Annotated in this window: 19 protein-coding genes; 8 read left to right on the forward strand and 11 right to left on the reverse strand. The window is 45.1% G+C overall.

Annotated features, from left to right (window positions below; all coding sequences use genetic code 11):
* Positions 1-7: 7 nt before the first annotated feature.
* From C6Y39_RS06895 to glnK, 4 genes are all read right to left on the reverse strand, one after another.
* Positions 8-934: a Dyp-type peroxidase gene (locus C6Y39_RS06895; protein WP_105930561.1), complete on the reverse strand. Its 927-nt coding sequence runs from the start codon at positions 932-934 to the stop codon at positions 8-10.
* A 184-nt stretch (positions 935-1,118) separates the two neighbouring features.
* The gene (gene ggt, locus C6Y39_RS06900) at positions 1,119-2,810 is read right to left on the reverse strand and encodes a gamma-glutamyltransferase (RefSeq protein WP_105930562.1); all 1,692 of its coding nucleotides are present in this window, start codon (positions 2,808-2,810) and stop codon (positions 1,119-1,121) included.
* Between the two features lie 214 nt (positions 2,811-3,024).
* A complete protein-coding gene (locus C6Y39_RS06905) occupies positions 3,025-4,272 on the reverse strand; it encodes an ammonium transporter (protein WP_105930563.1) in 1,248 nt (415 codons plus the stop codon).
* Positions 4,273-4,304: 32 nt separating this feature from the next.
* A complete protein-coding gene (gene glnK / locus C6Y39_RS06910; RefSeq protein ID WP_105930564.1) occupies positions 4,305-4,643 on the reverse strand; it encodes a P-II family nitrogen regulator in 339 nt (112 codons plus the stop codon).
* A gap of 281 nt (positions 4,644-4,924) precedes the next feature.
* Between glnK and C6Y39_RS06915 the strand changes: the two genes are divergently transcribed.
* The 3 genes from C6Y39_RS06915 to C6Y39_RS06925 all read left to right on the forward strand — a co-directional run bounded on the left by C6Y39_RS06915 (position 4,925) and on the right by C6Y39_RS06925 (position 7,711).
* Positions 4,925-5,767: a hypothetical protein gene (locus C6Y39_RS06915; protein WP_105930565.1), complete on the forward strand. Its 843-nt coding sequence runs from the start codon at positions 4,925-4,927 to the stop codon at positions 5,765-5,767.
* Positions 5,768-6,137: 370 nt separating this feature from the next.
* A complete protein-coding gene (locus C6Y39_RS06920) occupies positions 6,138-7,061 on the forward strand; it encodes a DUF808 domain-containing protein (RefSeq protein WP_105930566.1) in 924 nt (307 codons plus the stop codon).
* A gap of 365 nt (positions 7,062-7,426) precedes the next feature.
* Positions 7,427-7,711, forward strand: coding sequence for a hypothetical protein (locus tag C6Y39_RS06925; RefSeq protein ID WP_105930567.1), 285 nt, complete (start codon positions 7,427-7,429; stop codon positions 7,709-7,711).
* A gap of 263 nt (positions 7,712-7,974) precedes the next feature.
* Here C6Y39_RS06925 and mrcB read toward each other — a convergent pair whose 3' ends face one another.
* Positions 7,975-10,335, reverse strand: a complete 2,361-nt coding sequence (gene mrcB, locus C6Y39_RS06930) for a penicillin-binding protein 1B (RefSeq protein WP_105930568.1) — start codon at positions 10,333-10,335, stop codon at positions 7,975-7,977.
* A 266-nt stretch (positions 10,336-10,601) separates the two neighbouring features.
* Here mrcB and C6Y39_RS06935 point away from each other — a divergent pair, with 266 nt between their 5' ends.
* Positions 10,602-11,867 (forward strand): lytic murein transglycosylase, encoded by a 1,266-nt coding sequence (locus tag C6Y39_RS06935; RefSeq protein WP_105930569.1) that lies wholly within the window; start codon positions 10,602-10,604, stop codon positions 11,865-11,867.
* 75 nt (positions 11,868-11,942) lie between these two features.
* Here the strand turns inward: C6Y39_RS06935 and C6Y39_RS06940 are convergent, their stop codons facing one another.
* Both C6Y39_RS06940 and hrpB read right to left on the reverse strand, forming a co-directional pair.
* Entirely contained in the window at positions 11,943-12,755 is an 813-nt protein-coding gene (locus C6Y39_RS06940) for a DUF4198 domain-containing protein (RefSeq protein ID WP_105930570.1), read from the reverse strand.
* Positions 12,756-12,938: 183 nt separating this feature from the next.
* Positions 12,939-15,620 (reverse strand): ATP-dependent helicase HrpB, encoded by a 2,682-nt coding sequence (gene hrpB / locus C6Y39_RS06945; RefSeq protein ID WP_105930571.1) that lies wholly within the window; start codon positions 15,618-15,620, stop codon positions 12,939-12,941.
* A 210-nt stretch (positions 15,621-15,830) separates the two neighbouring features.
* On the opposite strand from hrpB, the gene thpR reads away from it, so the two are divergent.
* Positions 15,831-16,475, forward strand: a complete 645-nt coding sequence (thpR, locus tag C6Y39_RS06950) for an RNA 2',3'-cyclic phosphodiesterase (protein ID WP_105930572.1) — start codon at positions 15,831-15,833, stop codon at positions 16,473-16,475.
* Positions 16,476-16,608: 133 nt separating this feature from the next.
* Positions 16,609-17,463 carry a formyltetrahydrofolate deformylase gene (purU, locus tag C6Y39_RS06955; protein ID WP_105930573.1) on the forward strand — a complete coding sequence of 285 codons (855 nt, stop codon included), beginning with the start codon at positions 16,609-16,611 and terminating at the stop codon, positions 17,461-17,463.
* A 94-nt stretch (positions 17,464-17,557) separates the two neighbouring features.
* Here purU and C6Y39_RS06960 read toward each other — a convergent pair whose 3' ends face one another.
* Together C6Y39_RS06960 and C6Y39_RS06965 are read right to left on the reverse strand one after the other, a co-directional pair.
* The gene (locus tag C6Y39_RS06960) at positions 17,558-17,998 is read right to left on the reverse strand and encodes a hypothetical protein (RefSeq protein WP_105930574.1); all 441 of its coding nucleotides are present in this window, start codon (positions 17,996-17,998) and stop codon (positions 17,558-17,560) included.
* Between the two features lie 148 nt (positions 17,999-18,146).
* On the reverse strand, positions 18,147-18,665 hold the full coding sequence (locus C6Y39_RS06965) for a YgjV family protein (RefSeq protein WP_105930575.1): 519 nt from the start codon (positions 18,663-18,665) through the stop codon (positions 18,147-18,149).
* 251 nt (positions 18,666-18,916) lie between these two features.
* Here C6Y39_RS06965 and C6Y39_RS06970 point away from each other — a divergent pair, with 251 nt between their 5' ends.
* Together C6Y39_RS06970 and C6Y39_RS06975 are read left to right on the forward strand one after the other, a co-directional pair.
* Positions 18,917-21,106 (forward strand): M3 family metallopeptidase, encoded by a 2,190-nt coding sequence (locus tag C6Y39_RS06970; RefSeq protein WP_105930576.1) that lies wholly within the window; start codon positions 18,917-18,919, stop codon positions 21,104-21,106.
* Between the two features lie 362 nt (positions 21,107-21,468).
* The gene (locus tag C6Y39_RS06975) at positions 21,469-23,379 is read left to right on the forward strand and encodes a methyl-accepting chemotaxis protein (protein ID WP_105930577.1); all 1,911 of its coding nucleotides are present in this window, start codon (positions 21,469-21,471) and stop codon (positions 23,377-23,379) included.
* A gap of 131 nt (positions 23,380-23,510) precedes the next feature.
* Here C6Y39_RS06975 and C6Y39_RS06980 read toward each other — a convergent pair whose 3' ends face one another.
* Both C6Y39_RS06980 and C6Y39_RS06985 read right to left on the reverse strand, forming a co-directional pair.
* Complete coding sequence (locus C6Y39_RS06980; RefSeq protein ID WP_105930578.1) at positions 23,511-24,098, reverse strand: hypothetical protein; 588 nt, start codon at positions 24,096-24,098, stop codon at positions 23,511-23,513.
* 179 nt (positions 24,099-24,277) lie between these two features.
* Positions 24,278-25,132, reverse strand: coding sequence for a hypothetical protein (locus C6Y39_RS06985; RefSeq protein ID WP_105930579.1), 855 nt, complete (start codon positions 25,130-25,132; stop codon positions 24,278-24,280).
* Positions 25,133-25,387 lie beyond the last annotated feature (255 nt).

Below are 25,387 nucleotides of genomic sequence, written 5' to 3' on the forward strand. Positions count from 1 at the left end.
TACGAAGTCAGCTTTCTGATAGCTTAGCTTGCTGACGAATAAAATTGATGGAAGGTGCGAAAAACGCGGCGCCAGTTTCAGCACTGGTGAAATCTAACCAGCGATCATAGTCACCTTCACCATTGCCATAAATTTGGCTATGAAGCATTTGCTTAAAAGGGCGCGAGCTTGCACTACAGCTTACAAAAAACAATCCCTGACAGACCATGTCACCATAGGGCATTCCCTGCTTAATCAACCTTGGTTCGTCTCCATCTGGCGCGACACTGCTTGCTCGAACGTTATGAGACGAAGGGGATTGTTCACTGCTAATTAAGTTATGTTCTTGGGTCGTACCCATCACCTGCTCTTGCTGTCGGTTAGACAGGCTATTCCAGCGTCGCAGGTCATGCCGGTAACGTTGAATATGAACATAACTACCGCCGCTAAAATCAGGGTCATCCTCTCCTACTATGCCCACTTGACGGCGTTTCATGCCGCGAGGGTTATCGGCACCGTAGAGAAAGCCATTAAGATCACGACCATCTAAATATCTAAACCCTCTAATCTGCTCAACAAGCTCTACGTGGATGCGCAGAAGGTCCATAACTTCAATTCCCACGGCATGACAAATATCAAGACGGTCGGCGCGAATTTGAATGAAGAGATCGCATGGCATAGTAGGCGCACTTCTATCTTCACACTGCATGTCTGGAAAAGGGGCGAGCTCTACGGGTATTAAGCCTGGGTATACCTCAGGCCAATAGCTCGTGCCGATTGCAATAACACCGGTCACCATCGCTTCGTAATGTTCGTTTTCGAAATGCTCAAAAATATCCAGTACTCGCGATAGTTTAGCGCGTACCGCTTCACTATCGTCGTCAATCACATTCAGTAATAAATACTGTGCATGTAAGTTTGGCTCAGCGCAGAGGCCTTTTTGTGGTTGTGTCATTGCCGCTCTTGTTGTTATTAACGCCTTGTTATGACGTTTCGCTAAGGGCGTTTATACGCCGCGATTTGCGTTGCGAATCTTTCTACAAATTGTAGCAACTACTTCAAGCTTAAAAACCTTTTCAAGCGAAGCTGCTTTTAATAACTCTGGTTAATTACACCGTTCATTATTTGCTCTAGTGTGCTTAATAGCCTGCTGCTTGTCCATCTTTTCGACTTTCAGAGGCACCAAAATATACGCCTTTTTGCTCATCCCATGCGATAGCTTGATATCCGCCGAATGCGCCAACAACCCGCTGAAGCTTGTGACCCCGCTCCATTAGTTCGCGCTGGACGGTCTCGCTAAAGCCCGACTCTAAGCTTACATAGCCGCCATCTGTCATCAATGCTCCTGTTGGACTGCTTGAGCCGCTGTGAAGTATTCTTGGGGCGTCACCTGCCTCTTGCAGATTCATTCCAAAATCTAAAATATTTACAATGATTTGCGCATGCATCTGAGGCTGCGTGCCGCCGCCCATTACACCAAAGCTCATCACTGGTTTACCATTTCTGGTAACAAAGGCAGGAATGATAGTGTGAAAAGGTCGCTTGCCAGGGCGATACTCATTGAAATGCCCTTCTTCAAGGGTGAACATCTCGCCTCGGTTTTGCAGAATAAACCCCAACCCCGGCGGCGTCATACCTGACCCCATTCCGCGATAGTTACTCTGAATTAACGACACCATGTTGCCATCTTTATCAGCAACGGTCAGATAGATGGTATCCCCCTCATAAATACCAGCGTCTACCCGGTTCGCCGCGCGTTCGTTATCAATAAGCTTTTGGCGTTTGGCTGCGTATTCTTTTGATATTAACCAATCGACAGGAATGTCGTTGAAGTCTGGGTCAGCATAAAACTTGGCGCGATCTTCAAAGGCAAGCTTTTTCGCTTCAACAAAAGTGTGAATATAGTCAGCCGAATTAAAACCCATTCCTTCGATATCATAGCGCTCTAGAACATTAAGGATTTGCAGTGCTGCTATACCTTGGCCGTTCGGCGGAAGTTCCCACACATCGAACCCGCGATAATTAGCTGCAACCGGTTCGACCCACTCAGAGGTATGTGACGATAAATCCTGATATGACAAAAAGCCGCGTTGAGACTTCATGTAGGCATCGATAGTGCGCGCAATATCGCCTTTGTAAAAAGCATCTCGCCCTCCGGTTGCGATTTTTTCATACGTCACCGCTAATCCGGGATTTTTAAAAATATCGCCTTTTTGCGGTACTTTACCATCGATAAGGAAGGTCTCGGCGAAGCCATCGTAATGACCAATTCGCTCGTAATTCATTTGCCAGTAATAGGCGATAACTTCTGAAACAGGGAACCCTTCGCGGGCATATTTGATAGACGGCGTAAGCAACGCTGACATGGGCAGCTTGCCAAATTTTTCGTGTAGCGCAAACCAGCCATCGACAGCGCCAGGAACTGAAACGGGAAGCGGACCAAATTTAGGAATTTGATGCAAGCCACGCTCGGCAAACACCGCTTTCGTTAATTGTCTAGGCGAGCGACCCGAGGCGTTTAAGCCCACTAGCTTTTCTTCTTTTGCATCCCACACTATGGCAAATAGGTCACCGCCTATACCGCTACCCGTAGGCTCGACTAAACCTAACATGGCATTGGCTGCAATGGCGGCATCGACCGCACTGCCTCCCTGCTTTAAGATATCTAACGCGGCTTGTGTGGCTAATGGCTGACTCGTGGCTACCATGCCATTTTTAGCAATCACTTCTGAGCGACTTGCAAATGTATGCCCTGTAATTCTGTCATAACTGAAACAATTGACACTAAATAAAATAAGTATCAAGGGGAGAAGTCGCGCATTTGCAATCATAGTGTTCCTTTTATCTAAAACGTTATATGGCGTTAATGTACAGAGCTACAATACTCTCTAGTGTAGCTTCATTGTCACATTACGCCTAGGCTTCTTTCCTTAACGCTCTTGTTTGTAAACACTGATAAAGATAACGAAAAAAGCCCCGCTAGGCGGGGCTTAAACATGGTAACAAGGCATTATTATTGCTTTATTCTGCCTAATCGGGACTTTATTACGAACGGCTGCTTGTGAAATCTGGGTATGCTTCCAAACCACACTCGCTCATGTCTACGCCGTCGAATTCTTCTTCTTCGCTTACACGTACACCCATTACCGCTTTAATCACTAGCCATACCACTAGGCTCACTACGAATACCCATACAAAGATAGTCGCGGCGCCAATTAGCTGACCAGAAATACTTGAACCATCGTTTGTGAAAGGAACAAGGATTAGACCTAGAAGACCAACAACACCGTGAACCGAGATAGCGCCCACTGGGTCGTCAATTTTTACTTTATCTAGTGCAACAATACTAAGCACTACTAAGATACCACCTAGGCCGCCGAATAGCGTAGCTTGTAGTGGCGTTGGTGTTGAAGGCTCTGCAGTGATTGCAACAAGACCAGCTAACGCACCGTTAAGCACCATTGTAAGGTCTGCTTTACCAAACAAAATACGTGCAACGATAAGCGCAGCAATAGCACCACCAGCAGCGGCAGCATTAGTGTTCATAAATACGATAGCCACTGAGTTTGCACTTTCAACCGTAGCGGTTGCTAGAACAGAACCACCGTTGAAGCCAAACCAACCCATCCAAAGAATGAATGTGCCCAAAGTAGCAAGCGGTAGATTTGCACCAGGGATAGCATTTACTTTACCGTCTGCTGTGTATTTGCCTTTACGAGCACCTAGCACAAGTACACCAGAAAGGGCAGCTGCTGCACCGGCCATGTGAACAATACCAGAACCAGCAAAGTCAGAGAAACCAAGGTCGCCTAGGGTATACATGCCAAATACAGCTTCACCACCCCATGTCCAAGCGCCTTCCATCGGATAGATGAAGCCTGTCATTACGACAGAAAAAGCAAGAAACGCCCAAAGCTTCATACGCTCAGCAACCGCACCAGATACGATAGACATCGCAGTAGCAACAAATACTACTTGGAAGAAGAAATCTGCAGAAGGTGCGTAAGTAGCAGGCTCTTCAGCAACACCGGTTGCGCCGTCAGCCATGATACCGCTTAGGAAAGGACCCCAATCGCCACCACCGTACATAATGCCGTAACCGCAAATCATGTACATGGTGCAAGCGATAGCGAACAGCGCGACGTTTTTAGTTAAGATTTCTGTGGTATTTTTCGCTCGAACAAGACCTGCTTCAAGCATTGCAAAACCTGCAGCCATCCACATAACTAATGCACCGCAAATTAGAAAATAAAAGGTATCTAGCGCATACCCAAGTTCAAAAGTGATTTCCATTATTGTTTTCTCCGCAAATATATCGTTGTGGCTTACAGCGCGTCGCTATCCAACTCACCAGTTCGAATACGAACGGCATGTTCAAGGTCGTAAACAAACACCTTGCCGTCTCCAATTTTGCCTGTCTTGGCAGCGCCAACGATGGCTTCAACCAGGCGTTCTACTTGATCATCCTGAACAGCAATTTCCAGTTTGACTTTAGGTAGAAAATCCACCTGATACTCCGCTCCGCGGTATAGTTCAGTGTGTCCTTTTTGACGTCCAAAGCCTTTCACCTCGGTCACGGTCAAGCCGTCGATACCGATTTCTGAAATGGCTTCACGAACATCATCTAGCTTAAACGGCTTGATGATCGCTGTGACTAGTTTCATGTGTTGCTCCCAGTTCGTTTTTATTAATCTGTGATTTATGGTCGTGTTTCCAACTGTAAAAAGACATACCAAGAGCCATGCCACAAATGTTTTTATATATATTTCATGGACATATGATAAAAAGCATCATGTTAGAACAAAATTAACGCACAATTTTGGTGCATAGCTAAAGAAATGCCCTCGAATGAAGCGAAGATGGTTAACGTTGAGTTGAGGCGACTAATAAGTACGATGAAATTAGGAGGGAACTATTCGTTTGAGTGCATGGTCTGTTGTTTACTATGACGACTCTCACCCCAGCTTTTTTTGCGCCCGACAGGCTAAATGAGCACCATGCTGCTAAGAAAACTGCGTGGCGTCCTCTATTAATTTCAGCCTTGATTCACGTGCTCGGGGTAGTGCTAGTTGTTGTTCTTTCTCAGCTAAATATTGATAGTCAAAACGCGCGACATAAAGCCACTGTGCCAATGCCTGAAATTAGCGCGAGGCTATACTTCCCACCGATATCACAATCTCAAAAAGTAAAAGATGTTGTGCCCCCTGAAGCAGCAGAAGCGACCAGCGACCTAGCTGATTCAGATAACGCAGAAAAGCAGAAGACAACATCTGAATTACAGTATGAGCCCGATACTTCAGTAACTAATAAAGCATCTGAGATGACAATAGACACACAACCTGAAAAGCAATCGCAGGAAAAAAAGAACGCTGATGTTGAGCCGAAGACGGACGTAACTGAACCACCTAACGTCTTAACGTCCCCTTCACTTTCAATAGATGCAAATAGACGAGCAGGCTCGCTCAACTTGTCAGTTAAAGACGGCGCTGCGCAATATTTTCACGACTATCACAACAACCAAATTTCAGAAGATGCCGAGCGTGCCGCTGCTGCCTTTCAACGAAGTAAAAATAGCCCTGAATTGAAGGGCCCGAGCACGCTACAACGGGAAGCGATTGAAAATAAACGCCCGTCCAAACGCGTTAACTGCAGCAGCACTGCAAACAAAACGCTGGCATTATTAAGCGGCTTCACAGGTGGTACCTTAGAATGCACCAAAATGGGCGACCACGATCGTTTTATTGACGCTAGGGTTAATAAACGCCCTGTAGAAGAGACGAACAATTAGGCGTTAATTATCACGCATTGAGGCAAATTCGATTAAGTCGTGTTACTCGCTACGCCAATCTTGTGATAAATCACTATGCCCCACAAATACGTAGCATCAACTTACAATTAGCAAGAGCGTTGCACTTTGTCGTGCTTGCATAAAAATGAATAAAGAGTGTAGGAACTTCCTTAACTGTCATCGTACTTTTATAGTGTTTTATTGCATCCCGTACAGGAAGCCATCTTATTTTTACATATCGTGAATTGATGGGTTGCCAAAAGTCAGATGCTGCACGTATTCTTTGCACATCGCGTTTGCTTTTTCATAACGTTATGAATGAAGACAGCGCAGACGCTGTAACCATATACAAATTAAAAGGAATATTACTGTGGCCGCTGCCAACTTACTTGCTCTATTAGACGACATTGCAACGTTAATGGATGACATCGCAACCATGTCAAAAGTCGCTGCACAAAAAACCGCCGGCGTACTAGGCGACGATCTCGCTGTAAATGCAGACCAGGTTCAAGGCGTTAAAGCAGACCGCGAGCTGCCTGTGGTATGGGCCGTTGCAAAAGGCTCACTTTTAAATAAGGCCATATTGGTTCCTGCGGCATTGGCCATAAGTGCATTTGTTCCTTCACTTATTACAGTGCTACTCGTATTAGGCGGGCTTTACCTTTGTTTTGAAGGTGCAGAAAAATTATTGCACAAGTACCTTCCTCACGAAGATGATGAAAAAACTCGGGAAGCAAGAATAGAGGCACTTTCCCACGAAGATGTGGATATGGTGGCTTTTGAGAAAGATAAAATTAAAGGTGCAATTCGTACTGACTTTATTCTGTCTGCTGAAATCATTGTGATTGCATTGGGCACAGTTACAGATGCAAGCCTTACCACCCAAATAGGTGTATTAGTGGCGTTGAGTCTGGCAATAACGCTAGGCGTATATGGCCTTGTAGCCGCACTTGTAAAAATGGATGATGTAGGGCTTTATATGCTACGAAAATCGTTAACAGGGTCTATGAATACTCTGCAGCGTTTTATTGGAAGGGCATTGTTAGTAGCCGCACCCGCTTTGATGAAAACACTGGCGGTAGTAGGTACTGTGGCTATGTTTTTAGTGGGTGGTGGCATACTGACCCATAGCATAGGTTTCTTGCACGTTATCACCGACTGGTTTACCGGCCTCATTCCCGATGCATCGTTAGTTATGTCTATACTGGCGGATGGCGCGGTAGGTATTGCTGCCGGCGTAATTGTCGCTATTACTGTTACATTAGCCTCTCAACTGAAAAACAAGAAGCGCTAGGTACTGTACTCTTCGCATACTGTTGCTCGCATTGAGCGCATAAACATGTTTTTTAGACCACTCGCGTAGTTGAACGTTCGACTACGCGACGTTTCACCCATCCCCATTAGTCATTTTGACCACTTAAATTTAAATTTCACCACTTTTTAGTATTTCGTCAGTTCGTAAGTTTAGTTACACTCTTTCAGCTTAAATAAAAATTCTTACTTTTCATAAGCTTAAACCATTTTACAAAACTGGCACATCCCTCGCTATAAACTAATTGTTAATTGATAACGACTTATTATCGAAACCTTTAGCAATATGATAGCTGCCACGCAGTATGTCCCAGTGCAGTGTCTAACATAACTTTTTAGGAGATTACTATGTTTATCGGTCGCAAAACTTTCACTGCACTTTCTTTCGTTGCTGGCGTGCTAAGTACACAAGCATTTGCTGATGACTCTCAAAACAACATTGCTTTGCATACTGACTTTATGGTTCAAAACGCCATGACAGAGGTAAAGCAGGAATTAGCGCTTAGCGTAACGTACGACGTGCTTACCGCTAGCCATACATTCGAGCCAGAGGTAGAGGAAGCCGAAACCTTGGTAGCGGAGATTACGATAACGCCGATAGAGCCGGTGAACTCAGACGATAACGACGCATAAGGAGATTGCACATGTTAACTGCCGCTACACTGTTTATGGTAGTACTCGGCCCTGTTATCGCGTTTTTAGTGAGTGCGCTAGTCTTTTCAACTGCGCGCACCTTTCTTCAAAAAAGCCACTGAAATCGCGATAAAAATAAATAGGTGCCTTGTTAACTCATTTATCTGATTTGCCTTCCCTGGGCCTTTGCTCCAGAGGGAGATAGAAAGCACAGAGTTTATGTTTAATGTAATTGTGTTTTCTATCTTCTTACTGGAGTTTTTTTATCCAAATATTTTTCCCCACCAGCTTTTTTCTTTCGTGTTGCCATCTTTATCGACCGGCCGGCCTGAGCAATCTTGTTGAGGCGGAGGGAGCACATCTAGAATAGCAGGCACACTCAAACTTCCTGCACACCCAGCAACAACAACTGCACCGGTTTTAGCATCAAAATGCGCTATGCCTAACCCTTTAGGAAAACGTCTAGATAGTGACTTGGGTGATTGAGATTTCATGTAGTTTACAAAGACAGGTAGTGCGCCTCCTGCACCCGTTAAGTTTACTGGTTTATTATCATCATTGCCGACCCAAACTGTGACCACGTTATTTCTATCAAAACCGCTGAACCAGCTATCTCGATAGTCGTCAGTAGTGCCGGTTTTACCCGCCATATTCACGTTTCCAAAGTTCCAGCCTATGCGTTTTGCCGTTCCTTCCGTAGTCACTTTATAAAGCGCATAGTTGAGCAAATAAGTTGCCGCCTCATCTGCACGCTGCGCATAAAACTCGGCTTTCTTCCAAAGCAATGCGTTATCATTTGTTACCACTGAAGTCACAGTATGAAGAGGAATATAGCGACCGTCGTTTGACAGGGTTTGGTACATTTGATTGGTGTTAAACGGTGTTAGCTCAAACGCGCCAAGAGTAAGCGATGGCACTTTATCAACTGGCGTGGTTACACCTAAGCGCGCAATCGTATCAGCCAAAGCATCAAGCCCTATCTGCATACCCAGGTTGACCGTGGGAACATTGAGAGACTCAACCAGCCCTTGAAGCAAAGGTACTTGCCCTCTGAACTCCTTGTCGTAGTTTTGAGGCGACCACGTTGTCCCATTTTTACTCTCAAGGGTAATAGGTTCATCTTTAAGTGGCGTTGCCAGATTGAACTGCGTTGGATCTTCTAGTGCAGTCAAATACACCGCTGGTTTTATCAACGAGCCGATAGGACGTTTTGCATCAAGCGCTCGGTTAAAACCTTTAAACTCAAAGTCTTTTCCACCGACAATGGCGCGTACTTCACCACTTGCACTGTTTGTTACTACCATGGCACCTTGCAACGGTACTTTTCTGTCTTTTTGTAAACCGTCTAAGGTGGTCGACAGTGCTTTTTCAGCTCGTCGTTGCGCTACAATATCAAGTGTTGTAAACACTTTAACGCCAGAATCTCTTAAGCTTGGCTCTGCCAAGATTTCGTTTAACTCGCGGCGAACCTGCTCCATAAATGCTGGGTGTTTACCGCTTGCTAAGCTTGCGCCACTGGCTAATCCTAACGGCATATTGACGTAGCGCTCGTACTCATCTCGATTAATTTCGTTTTCGTCAAACAACATGCGCAATACGAGATCACGACGTTCTTTGGTACGCTCAGGATATTTACGCGGATTGTAGTAAGACGGCCCCTTAATAATAGCTACCAGCGTTGCAATTTCTACCGTACTTAATTCATTTGCAGGCCGGTCAAAGTAAAAGTAGCTGGCAAGCCCAAAGCCATGGACTGCCATATCGCCGTTTTGCCCCAAAAATACTTCATTCAAATACGCTTCAATAATTTCTGACTTGCTGTAACGCGCGTCAATAATAACCGCCATAATGGCTTCTTTAGCTTTGCGAACGATGGAACGTTCGCGGGTTAAAAACATATTTTTAACCAGCTGTTGCGTGAGCGTGCTGCCGCCTTGAACCGTTCTTCCTGCAGCAATATTCGCCATAAGAGCTCGCAAAATAGAAAGCGGTGCAACCCCGTGATGGTTGTAGAAATTACGGTCTTCAACCAAGGTTAAGGCTTTGGGCAGCATTTCAGGTATAGAATCTAACTTGACCAACATACGGTCTTCTTGCGATCCGCTTGTCATGCGCGTAACGAGCCAAGGCTCTAGCTTTACCGCGCCATAAGGGCGACCTTGAGTCTTGTCGTATATTTCACCAATACGAGGGCCTTCCCATGTGATGACTAGATGGCGTAACGGCTCAGCGCCCTCAGGAAATTGAAAGCCACGGCGCTGCACATTGAGCACCTTATTTTGATAACTGTATTCACCACTGCTATCGGCAAAAGTCACCTTTCGGTAGCCAAGCAGATTTAATTCATCAATAACTTCTTGCGGGGTAATTTCTTCGCCTTTGCTTATTTCTAGAGGGCGAGCAAATATCTGTGCCGGCACTTCCCATTTATTTCCTGAAAAGGCATGTTTAATTTGCGCGTCGAGATAAAAAGCATAAGCGCCAAGCACCACGAGCCCAATAAGACTAACACGCCAGAACAGGGTGAACATCCACGAACGTTTGGATGAGCTTTTACCCTTTGCGGATGTTTTCGATGCTTTGCTATTTGAAGATGTATTGTCTTTAGTCTGTCTTTTTGCCACGTGAAAACGCCATGAAGATCATTGAAATGACATCGCATTCTTTGCGATATTGATTAACGCGCGCCTTTAAAAACGTCGTTTTTGATATCATAAACATTACCACTGAGGCCGCTTCTCAACAACTGTTTCCATTTAGGCACACTGTAAACCTTACTCCATTGTAAAAAGCGTGCTGATCATAAAAGCCGTCTACTTGGAATGAATTTTACTCGCGTTTCGCGGTCACAATGCGATAGCATGCAGGGAAGTAACACAGGAACCGTACTATGCGCTTAGCTTCATTTCAGTCTTCTTTTTTATCAACATTCTCACTCAAAGGTGGCTTGTTGCGTACGTCATTTGCAATTCTTTTCTCAGGCGCCTTAGTAAGTAATGCTTCTGCAAATGAACAATTTGCTAGTTGTACCGCTGCGCTTGCCGACAAGGCTAAACAAGAAGGGGTCAGTCAGCAGATTATTGACGATGTGTTTCCCCGCCTTATTCATCAAGACAGAGTTATAGAGCTGGACAGAAGCCAGCCCGAATTTGTTCAAACCTTTCCAGGGTATTTCAGTAAGCGAGTGACTGACTGGCGCACTGAAAAAGGCAAAGAGATGTACGCTAAACATGAGAAACTACTTCATGAACTAAGCGATAAATACGGTGTTCCACCCCACTATCTTCTTGCCTTTTGGGGCCTAGAAACCAACTTTGGGTCTTATAAAGGAAAGATGCCAGTACTTGATTCACTGGCTACACTTGCTTGCGACAAACGCAGAAGCAAATACTTTACGCAAGAATTCCTCGTTGCCGTCAAACTTATGGAAAGAGAGAAGCTACAAAAAGAAGATATGATTGGCTCTTGGGCCGGTGCCATGGGCCACACTCAATTTATGCCTTCTGCATATACGCATTATGCCATTGATGGCGATGGTGACGGCCAGATAAACCTGTGGGCAAGCGAAGAAGATGCGCTGTCGTCGGCAGCTAATTTCTTAGCAAGCTTGGGTTGGAAGAGAAGCTTTCGCTGGGGCCGCGAAGTGCAATTGCCAGAAAACTTTGATTATCAGGAATCGGGCTATAAAAATAGAAAGCCTCTTAGTGAATGGAACGCCCAAGGCGTGAAAAAAGCTGATGGCAGCGAACTTGGTGAAGGCGATACCACAGCATACGTAATCGTTCCCGCGGGCCATAATGGTCCAGCATTTATTGCGTATCAGAATTTTCGAGTGATCATGCGCTGGAACAATTCTGAGTTTTATGCCATCGCTGTTGGCGTGCTTGCCGATCGTATATCTGGTGCTACTGGTATCAAAGCCACATTGCCTGACCTTCCGGCATATAACCGCAAAGATATTATTGCCCTGCAAAGCAAGCTCAATGACTTAGGTTTTGATGTGGGCAAACCCGATGGCATTATAGGCCCAGCCACACGTGAAGGTATTCGCAACTATCAAATTAGCAACAACATGATTGCTGACGGGTTTCCAGGGCTTGAAGTGATGGCTGCGTTAGATATCTCGATTGAAAACGGCACAACATCGCAATCCTAATGGAAGCATGCCGCCATTGAAGTGCATAACACTGGCGGCATTTACTGACAAAAACGCTGCATATAAGCGTGTCGGTTAAGGAAGATACTCGAACGTGAGGCTTGAAAAATACGTTTCAAAGTCTGCGGCTGAGCTATTTTTTAACGGTACGCCCCACACGGTATTTAGCATCATCGGCCCTTTGGTATCGAGTTTAAACGTCGCCTTGCCGTCTTTATCAGTAGTTAAGGCTTGCGCCTGAGCGTTGTGATCTGCAAGCGATAATGCATCAATCAGTGCGTTGCTAAGTGGTTTCCCTTTAAATAATACTTGAACAACCAGCGTATTATCGTCCAGCTTATAAGGGTGATTCAGCGGTACTATTTCTAACGTATGACCAATAGGCTTTAATACATTATCCGTAAAGGTGTCACCCACCTGAACAATGGTTTTCGCTTTTCTAGAGTAGAGTTCCTCTCCCGCAATATCGTTTTGACCTCTAGACTCTCGATAGGCCAGTATTTCCGCTAAACCTTCGTCTTTTGCGTACTGGTTAAACTTCTTCGCGTCTAGTACGCTCGTGGCATGATAACTTTCAAACCCAATAACGTGACTGCCGGGAGCTAGCTCAGTGGTTTTTGCCATACCAGGTAGTAGTGCCGTTCTAGGCACTACACTTGCCCCCATATCTGTAACACCGTCTGACGAGTAAGTTCGTAGTGCCACTATTTTATTCCAAGCAAGACTCCAATGAGAGGTGTCTTCCTTATGACCTACTTTAAACTGCAGGGCAATTGAGCTGGGTGTTTTGGTGTGGTAGTGGGTAGGCTCTAACCAGAAATCATGCGCTTGAGCGCTAAGCGATGTCATTAGAAAAAGAGCGGCAGTGCCTAGTCTGTTTGATTTCATAGCTTCACGTTACCTCAGAGAGTTTTAACAATTTAATTACCAACTTAACGTAATTTTACCGAACCGCATAGATAATTACCCACTCAGAATGCGCTGGCAAGTTTCCTAGCGAAGCGTGGGAATGCAGGAATGGCTGCTCCCTTTACAACTAATAGACACTATTCTCAGACTTCAACCTTGTTTTTAATCCGGTAACTCCCAGTTGTGCTTGGGATAGCGGCCTTTCATTTCCTTTTGAATTTCTTTGAAGCTACCTTGCCAAAACATGCCTAAGTCACTTGTGGTTTGCAAAGGTCTCCCTGCCGGTGACAGTAATTCACACACCAAGGTTATGCTGCCCGCTGCAAGTGTGATTGGCGCTTGCTGCAAATACATTTCCTGTAGCCTAACAGACAACACCACATCGCCGTTGTCGCGATAGTCCAGAGCAACCTTTTTTCCAGACGGAACGGTTAAATGCGTGGGTAAAAGTGTTGCCAACGCATCTTGTTGAGGCCACGACAAGCCATTATTTAACGCGGTTTTCCACGGTAACTGCTGCAGCGACTTAATATTCTTACAGTTTTTCAATGACGGTTTTAAGTTGTCTCTCGCTTTATACACCAACTCACTGAGGGAAGATGGCCATGGTTCTGGATCGTTAAACGCTTTTTCCTGAGGCAAATTGAGCGTTGCGGCTAATTCCACCCTTCGCCACCACTGCCAATCGGACTGTGAAAGAGGCCACGCTGAAAGCGGCAAGGTTTCAAGATAAGAAAACCACCCGTCAGTAAAGGCATCATCCCAAAAGTCACTATCTCGTGCTTTTTCTTGCCCTGATACAGGCAAGCTACTTAACGTTATCGCAAAAAAGCCTGTGATCCTCCGCGCTTCCATCTGGCCCGTGTCACCATTGAGCGTCACACTGCGCTTCTCACTGAACGCGTTGGGAAACGCTACACGCAACCAGTGTTCTGGTACTGGCTGCGCTAGGCGAATCGTTACCGTGCTTTTTATCAGTTGCCCATCAAGTACTGCTAACCATGGCGTACTTTCACCCTCCTCTCCCCTAGCAAAATTAGCACTGTTTGACGCCGTAAGCTCTGCGCCTTTGCCACTTGCCAGTTTATATTCAAGCAAATCAGACACGCGCTTACCCACCGTAGATGCCTTGCCGATACCTGAGGCTTTTTTCGCGCTACCGTTATTCGGCGGCAACGACGTTCGCAAATATCCCACCTGCATCGGGAACGCAATAGCAATACATAAACCTAGCGCGTGCTCATCCAGTAGGTTGACGTCAGCATTGCGCACTTGAGTATCAGTATCTTCATTGTATACATATCGCAAATAGCGAGAGGCCTGATGTAGCAATTGGCTTCGTGTATTGCCACTCGCATGAAGTAACGTGTCCATCACACTTGTCGAACCGCTTGTACCTATATTGCTTTCACTCAAAGCAACAACAAAAATGGCAGCCTGTTTTAATGCATTATTCTCTTCATCTGAAAACGCATCAAAGCCGCTTTTCACTGTTAATAGAAGGTGTGCTAAGTGAGGCTGACACGGCAATTTGGCAAGCGAACGGCCATAGGCGGTAATATTGATATTTTCGGTCACGCGATGGGCGTCGGGTTTACTATCCTTTGCCCCATCGGTTTTACTTGTAATTGCATTTAAGCGGCGAAGTTTACTATGGGCTGTGCGCTGCTGCGCTGGTGAAGGCCTCGTTAATAATGCAAGCGTATCGGGCGTACTTCCCCACGCATAGGTGTCGAGTAGGAAGCCGCTCAAATCTTCTTTTTCTATTTGAGCAGCACTATGCTTTGCCAAACGCTCAAAACTGCTTTTACTGCATAGGCGATAGCAAGTTCCAGCCGCGACGCGCCCTGCTCGCCCGGCCCTTTGCACCGCAGAAGCCTGAGAAATACGCTGCTGCGTAAGCGCTGTAATATCGCTTGATGGGTGATATTGCGCACTATTTTCCCAAAGGCTATCAATGACGACCGTCACGCCCTCAATTGTCAAACTCGTCTCAGCAATATTGGTAGATAAAATAATTTTACGCCGACCGGTTGCGTCTTTAGAGATAGCCTCTTGCTGCGCAGATTTGCTAAGCGCGCCGTAAAGCATATGAAGAGCGATATCGGCACTCTCAGCCAAAGGTTTTATGTCCCGCGCTACGGCGTTGATGCTCCCCCTTCCTGGCAGAAACACCAAAATATCACCTTGGTGTTCAGCGACAGCCTGCTTAATGACATTGCCAACTTTGGGAACGAGTTCGTGAGCAGAGACATCTTGCATATAGCGAATATCTACAGGAAACATACGCCCTTGCGTGTTCAGATTTACCACGGGCAATGCACTGTATTCGGACAGCAGTTTGTTAAGTGGCTCTACCTCTAAGGTTGCCGACATGATGATTAGCCGAAGGTCGTCGCGCAGCCCTGCCTGCACCTCCAGAGCTAACGCTAAACCAAAGTCACTGTGAATACTGCGTTCGTGAAATTCATCAAAAACAATTGCAGCTACGCCGCTTAACTCAGGGTCTTGCTGAATCATTCTGCTCAGCACCCCTTCAGTGATAATCTCTAATTTTGTTGAAGGCGATGTTTTCGACTCGCCTTTGATACGATAACCAACCGTTTCTCCCACATGTTCCTTAAGCTGTCTGGCCAAATAATCGGCAAGGCTTCTTACAACAACTCGGCGGGGCTGCATAAGCAATATTTTTCCTTCGAGGGAAGAATGCAGCAACGACAAGGGCAGCACGGTCGACTTACCTGCGCCAGGTGGAGCTCCGATAATGACATTATTATCAACAATCGCATTTTGTAGCGGTGTTGCAAGTTCATAAGCGGGTAAATGAGAAAACGGCTGTAACATAAGGGGCAAAAAAATATTGTAAGCTAATGCCGTAAGTGTACCCGATAAGCCCTATCATGTGTGTCAGAACTCCATCATTGAGACATGATAAGTACATGCTTACTAATATGTTTGCTTTGTTTATGTGTTTAGTGAAAACATATTGGCTATTGCTATAGAACGGCTTTATACGAGAAACTGATGTAAAAATGCATATTAGAGGGTAAAGCTATGCGATGTTTTATTGGATTAGATCTTAGCACTTCAGAAAAGCTCGCCCTTGATAGCTGGCGTCAGCAAGCCTTACCTGAAGTCATGCCAAGGCAATGGACAGGAGCTGCCGCTCCGATATCCCGAAAATCTTCAAAGCATCAACAAATTCATCAAGGTTCTCCCCTGCCCTATGCAGTGCCAGCAGCAAATTTTCACATAACCCTGAGCTTTCTAGGCGAAATAAGCCATCGACAGCATGAAGCACTTATTTACGAACTCGACCACCTCGTGAGTGAGCCTTTTTCTCTAACGCTCGATACTACCGGGTTATGGAATGGCCCTAAAATTTTATTTGCTGCTCCCAGCAATAAACCCAAGGCACTAATGGAACTCGCTAAACTATCTCGTAAAGCGGCGCGAAAAGCAGCAATTGAGGTAGAAGGAAAAGAATACAAACCTCACGTTACAATCGTTAGAAAAGCCACGTCAATGTTGCCCCTGCCACTTTACAGCCCGAGTGTAGATATGCATGTATCTGCCTTTCACTTATTCGAATCAGTCTCCACGCCACAGGGAGTGACTTATCCAATTCGCCAGTCGTGGTCTTTAAAACATAACATGTCTGTTAGGGAGAAATTGCGCAGAGGGATAACTGATGAATGAGCAAAAACATCTGCACCACAGTTAGTAATTATGACTTATGCCAATTTAAGCTGGGTTAAAGAGGCCTATCACCTTTACAACGCGCTGCGGCACGGGTAAAAAGAGGACCTGTTTTTTAATTCATTCTGCCTTCATGCAACAAACATTTAGATTAGTTATAGACTGCCCCGACCAAATTGGTTTGGTTGCCAGCGTTTCGCAATTTTTAGCAGACCACAATGCCACCATTGTCGAAGCGAACCATCACACTGATTTACAGACAGGTCGCTTTTTCATGCGTCATGAAATTAGTACCGACTCGCTAAAATTAGACCATAAAAGCTTTGTGGAAGAGTTCACTCCCCTTGCCAATGAATATCAAATGAATTGGAAACTGAGTGATTCAAACAAAAAGCAACGCGTGGCTCTTTTAGCCAGCCTTGAGTCTCACTGTTTAGTTGACCTGCTTCACCGCTGGCATACAGGCGAACTACACTGTGATATTCCCGTAATTATTGGTAACCACCCGCAAATGAAGCAATTTGCAGACTGGTACAAGGTGCCTTTTCACTGGGTAGACTTTAAAGCGCTCGGCAAAGAAGCTGCATTTGCGCAAATCACGACCTTACTTCAAGAATACAAGATTGATTTGACCGTGCTTGCCCGCTTTATGCAGATTTTACCTGATACGCTTTGCCAAGAGTTGCAAGGTAAAGCCATTAATATTCACCACAGCTTCTTGCCGAGCTTTGCAGGTGCTAAGCCATACCAGCAAGCCTATGATCGCGGCGTAAAGTTAATTGGCGCAACCTGTCACTACGTTACTAAAGACTTAGATGAAGGCCCTATTATTGAGCAAAGCGTTAAGCGTATTAGTCACAGTGACAGTGCAGCTGATATGGTGCGTAAGGGTAAAGATTGTGAAGTAACGGCACTAGCTCATGGCGTGCGCTACCACTTAGAAGACCGCGTGATTATTCACAGAAACAAGACCGTGGTGTTTGCGTAAGTCTTCACACTGATAAATTAAAAAAGCCCGCTAGTAAGCATTACTTTCGGGCTTCTCCTTACACTGTTTTCGTTCTACACTTTTTTCGCTTTATTTAGACATTCTTTTTAACGTTGTTAAATCCATCATCGCCAAGCACCTCTTGAAGTCTCGCTTTTATTACGGCTTCCTTATGAGGATAGTGAAAGTCAAACCCTTTGCCGTTGCCGCTTTCCAAGATAACGCCAAGGTAATGGTGAGAGAAATTAAGCGCATAGATAGTATTGGCGTTAACCCTGAGGGGGTGGCGTTCAAGTCCATGTAAAAAGTGAAACACCACAAAATCACCATCTTTTTCTATCAATTTTTCAATGGGATATCTATTACCGAAGCGCCTGCTTCTTAAATAAGAGAAAAAGCCAATACATAGCCCTACACTGCCTAGGGTCGCCCCTAGTTTCACTTCACCTTCTGCAGTGATATTTAAAACAAAAAGAGCTAGTAGAAAAGCGGGAACACCAAGAAGTAGTGCCTTGTCGATGGGTTTGCGTTGCATCGCCTTCCCTGTGAAATTTTGATTCCCTTTAAAGACGCAATAAATCACAAAGCGGCTTTGGTTTCAATACAAACAACGGCTTCAAAACGTCCACTTTCTTGTCATTAGGTTTGTGCATTTATCGGTCTGACATGAACTACTTTATGCTTCATACAGGGCTAGTACGCATGGCACGTCTTAGTTTCATGTAATACCACAGGTTTGATGCAGCAAATAGCGCCTCCGTAATAGCTAGCCCCCATGTTTGCGTAATTATGCCGTACGCTGTGAAGTTGATGGAGCCAATAATCATACACACACGAAGACCCGCTTCTTTACAGTGAAGCTCACCAAATCGGTAAGCCATAAAAGTTAACACAGGCATAGCTTCAACTAACGATCTTTTACCGGTTAGGTTATTCACCGTCAGTACAATAACCATCATAGAAATTAATGTGATGTAGGTTGCCAAAGGAGACAGTAGCTTTTGTTTTATTAAACGGTAACTGGTACTCAGCCCTGCCACCGTAATAACAACGGCTCCTCCCCACGCTTGCTCGAAAACCAAAAGTGAGCCAATAGCAATACATAGCCCTAAATTCAGTAGCAATAATTTACGTTCAGTATTCGACCAAAAAGAGGCTAATGCAAAAGCGACAGGAAACGCGTGAAGTAGAATTTCGAACATAGTGAGCACGTTAAAATATAAAAGGTTGAAGGGTTGCTGAAGCCAGCATTTGAAAACGCGCGCAGTGTAAATTCCATACAGCATAAAGCCAATCAAAATTTGACCAATTTCGATGAATTGCATATCAGCGCGATTTCTCTTTAAACCGCTGTACTGCAAGGAATTACGTTAAAGAGCATTTAACTTATTTTTACATTATCTTAAGATGATAAGCGTCAAAAACGTATAGATAAAAACAGACAGGAAAACTCATGGGTAAATTTAAATCATCACTTACCGCTATGGCGGTTGTGGTTGCACTGGGTGCATGTTCAGAACAAAAAGCACCTGAGACCACCAGCGCAGATGCACAAACTACAACGGCATCTCAGCAAGCACAATTTGATAATGTGCTGCTTCAAGAATTTAAAGGCCCGTATGGCGGCGTGCCAGCTTTCGATAAAATGAATTTAGAAGATTTGAAACCTGCGCTAGAAAAAGCCATGGAGTTGAATCTTAAAGAAATTGAAGCTATCGCGAACAACGAAGCGCCACCGACATTTGATAACGTTATTGTAGAGATGGAGCGCGCAGGCGCTGAGCTTGGCCGCGTGTTTACCTACTACGGTATTTGGAGCTCTAACAAATCTAGCCCTGAATTCCGCGAGATTCAGGCCGAAATGTCGCCTAAAATGTCGGCATTCTTCACTCAAATCACGCAAAATGAAAAACTTTTTGAAAGAGTAAAAGCGGTATATGAGTCTGATGAGCTGAAGTCACTTACGCCAGAAGAACAGCGTATTACGTGGATGACGTACAATAGTTTTGCTCGAAATGGCGCAACGCTTGATAGCGAAGCAAAGAAACGCTACGCAGAAATAAACGAAGAACTTGCTACGCTTCACACTAAGTTTTCAAACAACGTTCTTGCCGACGAAGAAAACTATGTGACTTATATTACTGAAGACCAGCTTGACGGCCTACCCGCTTCGTTTGTAAAGGCAGCTAAAGCGGCAGCAGAGTCTCGCGGCGAAGAAGGTAAGTATGCGATTACCAATACGCGTTCGTCTATGGACCCGTTCTTGACCTACTCAACCAATCGTGAGCTTCGCGAAAAAGTATGGCGTACTTACTACAACCGCGGTGACAATGCCGACGAGTTTGATAACAATGACATTATCAAGCGCATCCTAACCCTTCGAGATGAGCGCGTTGAGCTGTTAGGTTACGAAAATTACGCACAGTGGCGTTTAGAAGATCGTATGGCGAAGAACCCAGAAAACGCCATGGATCTGATGATGAAAGTATGGCCTACCGCTATTGCTCGCGTTGAAGAAGAAGTGGCCGACATGCAGGCCATTGCCGATGAAGAAGGTGCAGACATTACTATTGCGCCATGGGACTACCGCTTCTATGCAGAAAAAGTGCGCCAAGCGAAGTACGACCTAGATTCAAACGAAGTAAAGCAGTACTTACAGCTTGATAAGCTGCGCGAAGCGATGTTTTACGTTGCAGGTCGCTTGTTCAACTTCAACTTCACACCTGTTGAAGAAGGCAAAGTACCCGTTTTCCACGAAGACGTGAAAGTATGGGAAGTAACTGACAAAGACAGCGGTGAGCATATCGGTCTTTGGTACCTTGACCCATTCTCACGCCAAGGTAAACGCTCTGGTGCTTGGGCAACGACGTATCGCTCTTACACCACGTTCGATGGCAAAAAAACCGTATTATCTTCTAACAACTCGAACTTCGTTAAAGGGGCCGATGGCGAAGCTACGCTTATTTCGTGGGACGATGCTGAAACCTACTTCCATGAGTTTGGTCACGCGCTACACTTCTTAGCGTCTGATGTAGAATACCCATCTTCTCATTCGGGCGTGCGCGACTACACCGAGTTTCAGTCGCAGTTACTAGAGCGTTGGTTAACCACCGATGAAGTTATTAATAACTACCTGGTACACCACGAAACTGGCGAGCCGATCCCTGCAGAATTGGTTGAGAAGATTAAGAAGGCTTCAACCTTTAATGAAGGGTTCAAGACCACAGAATACATGGCCTCTGCAATCATGGACCTCAAGTATCACACTACCGACCCCAGCAAGATTGACCCTGATACTTTTGAACGTGAAGAGCTTAAAAAGCTAGGCATGCCAGAAGAAATCGTTATGCGTCATCGCTCTCCACACTTTGGACACGTCTTCTCTGGCGAAGGTTATGCAGCGGCTTACTATGGCTATATGTGGGCAGAAGTTTTAACTGCTGATGCGGCAGAAGCCTTTATGGAAGCACCTGGCGGCTTCTACGATAAAGAAGTAGGCGATCGCTTAGTGAAATATCTATTCGCTGTACGCAACGCAATGGACCCGGCAGAAGCGTACCGCAAATTCCGTGGGCGCGATGCTAAGGTAGACGCGTTAATGCGTGACCGCGGTTTCCCGATCCCAAAAGAAGCGAAAGAATAAACACCATTGCTTTTAGGCTGTAGTTGAGATTATTCAACACACAGTAAAAATACTGGCCTTCGGTTTGATTTATTAAATTGAAGGCCTTTTTATTTGCTTTACGCGACAAAGCACTCATCTTTTCATTGACCTTCTGGTCAGTTGTCATTCACAATCTTAGTGCGCCCTTTACCACCAAAAAGTATAAACTTTGTTGGTAAGAGGCCGATAACATGTTTGGCCAAAAGAATAATAAAAACCAGCGCTAAATTGAAATCGCCGTACTGCGTCGTAATAACGACCGGTATTAGACGTCGTTGTGCCTGCAATGCCACGTCATCTTTTATTCATAGTTTCAGCATTAACTTACGTGGTCGAAAGTCATGACTTTCAGTATAAAACAAAAACTCATTATTTCTCTTATCGTAGCAGTACTTGCGGCTGCCGTACTCGTCGGTTCAATTAGTCAGTGGATTGCCCGCGATCTAGTTAAAGAAAGTATGGAAGAGCTACAGCTTCCATCACTTCTCAAACAAGTTGGCAATCGTGTTGATAGAGAAGCGAGCGTAATGCTAACTGTCGCTCACAGCATCGCTTCAAATCCAGATATTCTTGCATGGTCGACAGCAGGTGCCGACAGCGCTGGTGAACGTCGCCTTCTAGGCTACTTGAACAATATTGTTGAATTCAACGATTTAACCGTGGCCTCATTTGTCGATAGAACAACGTACAAATATTGGAATCAAGAGGGCTTTTTACGGGTTCTCAAAAACGATGAATTCGACGGATGGTTTTTTGCCTATAAAGACAGCGGAGAGCCTATTTCTTTAAGCCTGTATAACGAGCCTGGTCAGGGCTATCGCCTGTTTGCGAACTATCAGCAAATTAACGGCAGAGGTATGTCGGGCGTTGCTAAATCCGTTGATGAATTGTTGGGGATAATAAACGCCGTAAAAATTGCGCAAACCGGTTTTGTTTTTTTAGTTGACGGCAGCGGTACTATCATCGCACATCCAAATACGGAGTTGCTGGGTAAAGCTAAACTTGCGTCTCTTAGCGACTCAAACACTGCAGGAAAACTTCTCAATCGCCAGGGCTTTGCTATGGCCACTAGCGACTCGAAGGGTGACACCCAGTTGTTTGCAAGTACCTATGTAGATAAAGCAGGCTGGTATGTTGTTGCTCAAGTGCCCGAGCATGAGCTTTATGCGTCATTGAACGCGGGCAGCCGTCAGATCATTGTGTGGGCGTTAGCGATTGCAGGAGCGTTTGCGCTTATCGGAATTTGGCTTGCGGGCACGTTAACTAAGCCTTTAGAATCCCTTGCTGATGTGTTTCAGCAGCTTGGACAAGGCCAAGGTGATTTGCGTTCTCGTATTCCCACACCAGAACAAAAAGAAATTGCGCGCTTGGTGGAAGGGTTTAATAACTTTATAGACCACCTTCACGGCACCATTTCTCAGGTAGCGAAAACAAGTCATGCACTTAAAACATCAGCGCAAGACGTAGCCAAGCAATCCCATCAAACAGAAAGTTCAACAAAAAGTCAGCGCGATCAAACTCTACAAGCAGCTGCAGCGCTAACCGAGATGGGCAGCACGGTTAATGAGGTCGCGCAATCAGCTACCCTTGCGGCACAAAATGCTAACCTAGCGACGACTAATTCGGCCCAAGGAAGAGAAATCACTCAACGCGCCGTACATGCAATACAGGGGCTGTCAGAGCAAATACAAGATGTTTCCAGCGTGATTCAGTCACTTGACGAGCATACAGCGGCAATTGGCGGTATCTTAGATACTATTCGAGGCATCTCAGAGCAAACTAACTTGCTAGCGCTTAACGCAGCTATTGAAGCTGCGCGCGCTGGTGATCACGGCAGAGGCTTCTCTGTGGTTGCTGATGAAGTTCGAACTCTAGCTCAACGTGCTGCTCAAGCCACAGACGAGATTCAGGTGAAGATTGATAAATTCCAACAAGACTCCAAGTCAGCCGTTTCACAGATGGAATCTAGCCGTGAACGCACTACAGATGTGGTTGCTGCCACTACTGAAATTGATACGCTACTGCAAAACATCGCTGAAGAAATCGCACATATAAACGATGTAAATACGCAAGTGGCTACTGCAACTGAAGAACAAGCAACCGTGGTTGAAGATATCAGTCGCAATATCAACGATATTAGCGCGTCGAGCGAAGAAACCCTTAATGCTACACAAATTTTAGTGAGCGTGAGCGACAAGCTTGATGAGTTAGCGCAGGAGCTATCCTCTGAAGTAAGCAGATTCAAGCTATAGCGGCTATTAGCCGCGACGTGAGTTCAAAGTAAGCAACATAAATAACGCGCTCGACACGGACTATTGGAGACGACGAGCGCTTTACCCTCACCCGAATTGGGAATGATGAATCAACTCACTTCGCATTGTGTTCAGAAGTTGATAGCGTATTGGAGTTTTACCTGATTGTCTCTGCTAGAACGCCAAGGTAATTGAAAGGATGCACCATCGCTTTCCCATGATTCCCTCAGTGCGCCAATGGTCAGCACATGCTTATCTTCTTTAAACGGAATTTCTAAATAAATGCCTGCCGATGTGCTGGTAGGAAGACGGATGGTATCAGCGACTGGTATGCTCATTTCATGTCGAGGTCTAACTTTATGGCTTAAGCCCAAACGATAATCGCCGCTGTCCCACCAACTTACCAGTTCAAATTCATGACTTCTTACCCGTTGAGACAATACGCCATTATCAAGCAGGCCTTTATTGTAATGGACTATGGCTTCAATATTAAACATGGGGGCAATTTGTTGACTAAACGCGAGTTGATATTGCTTTTGCTTACAGCCATCAAATTTAATCTTGTTCTTCGTAAGGGTAAGCGAAAAAGTATCGTCGCTATCTGCGTATTGATTTAACCATTCTTGCGCTTTTTCAACTACAGAGGCTTGCGCCGGGCCCGCTATTAGCAAGCAAGGGCAAATACATGCTGATAACAGTGACTGAGTAAATCGTCGCATTTTCGCTGCCTCTTGAAATATCGTTGGTTAAAACGTTAACGTCTTCAATCTCAGTATAGACAAGAAAATAGGAGGTTGGGTATTAGCCATATTACTAACACCCGATAAAAAATAACGAAGAAAGTATGACGGACAGTGAGTGAATTACATTTGGAATGTAATAACGATGATATACCTTGTTAGTTAGCTTCAACCCGAGCGCTTGAAAGCGATGCTCTGCGCCCTTCGGTTGCTTCCTCACTGAACCAGTAGAGGCCTTGTCCATCGACACACACGCCCTCAACTTGCTTGTATTCATCTAAAGGCCAAATATCAAGAAGTAAAAACGCTTTTGAAACTTGCGCCAAAAAGGTAGCAAAATTGCCGAAAGGGTCTGACTTATAGCCGGTTATCACAAATCGCTGCTGAAGTTCGTCAAAATCTACCCCCGTTACCACACCAGGTAATCCCTCGATAGATGCGAAAGGACGTAACGTCTGAAGCGGCTCTGCCTCGTTAACGTCATAAATATGCGTTATCCCCGTGCGCCAGCTTTTGGAAAATAGAAGTAGCTTGTTATCAAGCTTGACCATGGCCTCTGAGTCGAAATCATGAGCGTAAGGAATATTATTGTCAGCGTTGTTGCCTGCATATTTTAACGTAATCGTTTTAATATCATTCACGTTGCGGCGATTCACTTTATGAATTTCAACCTGCTCTCTTTTACCCTTATTATTCCCAACGTCAGCGATATAATAAAAATCCGGATCCGCAGTAATGGCCTCCCAATCTTTATTGGTAAGCGCCAGCCGCGTACGCTTTGTTACTTCGCCTTGGTAATTGACATGATATATTAGTGGGGCGTTACCCGAGTCGTTCAGCGAAACCATACCTTCTTCTTCGCAGAACAAACCTGAAGTTTCTGCAAGCTCATCAGGTAAGGTTACCATGGTATTGATTTTCAACGATGCTAAAGGCGTTGGATAATTAACGGCACAGGCTGTAATTAGCAAAAGTGCCAATGATAAAACCATGAACCGATATAAATTGCTCAATGAGACACTCCAAAATAATCTCTACGTCAAAGATAATATCAAACTAAAGAATTAACTCACGTAAATTCATATTGTTTCTTCATTAGCTCAACCGTTTATTTAACAGCATAGGCAATTCTTATTGCCCCATTTGAAAATGAATTTTTACCCGCTGCACACCTGAACATACTGGTCTAAACTTGATCATCATGCGTATCTTGCTACACGTAAATTAGTCCTAACATTACCGTATGACAAATGCTTAGACTGATATAC

The organism is Alteromonas gracilis, assembly GCF_002993325.1.
In the GTDB taxonomy this organism is placed as follows: Bacteria; Pseudomonadota; Gammaproteobacteria; order Enterobacterales; family Alteromonadaceae; genus Alteromonas; species Alteromonas gracilis.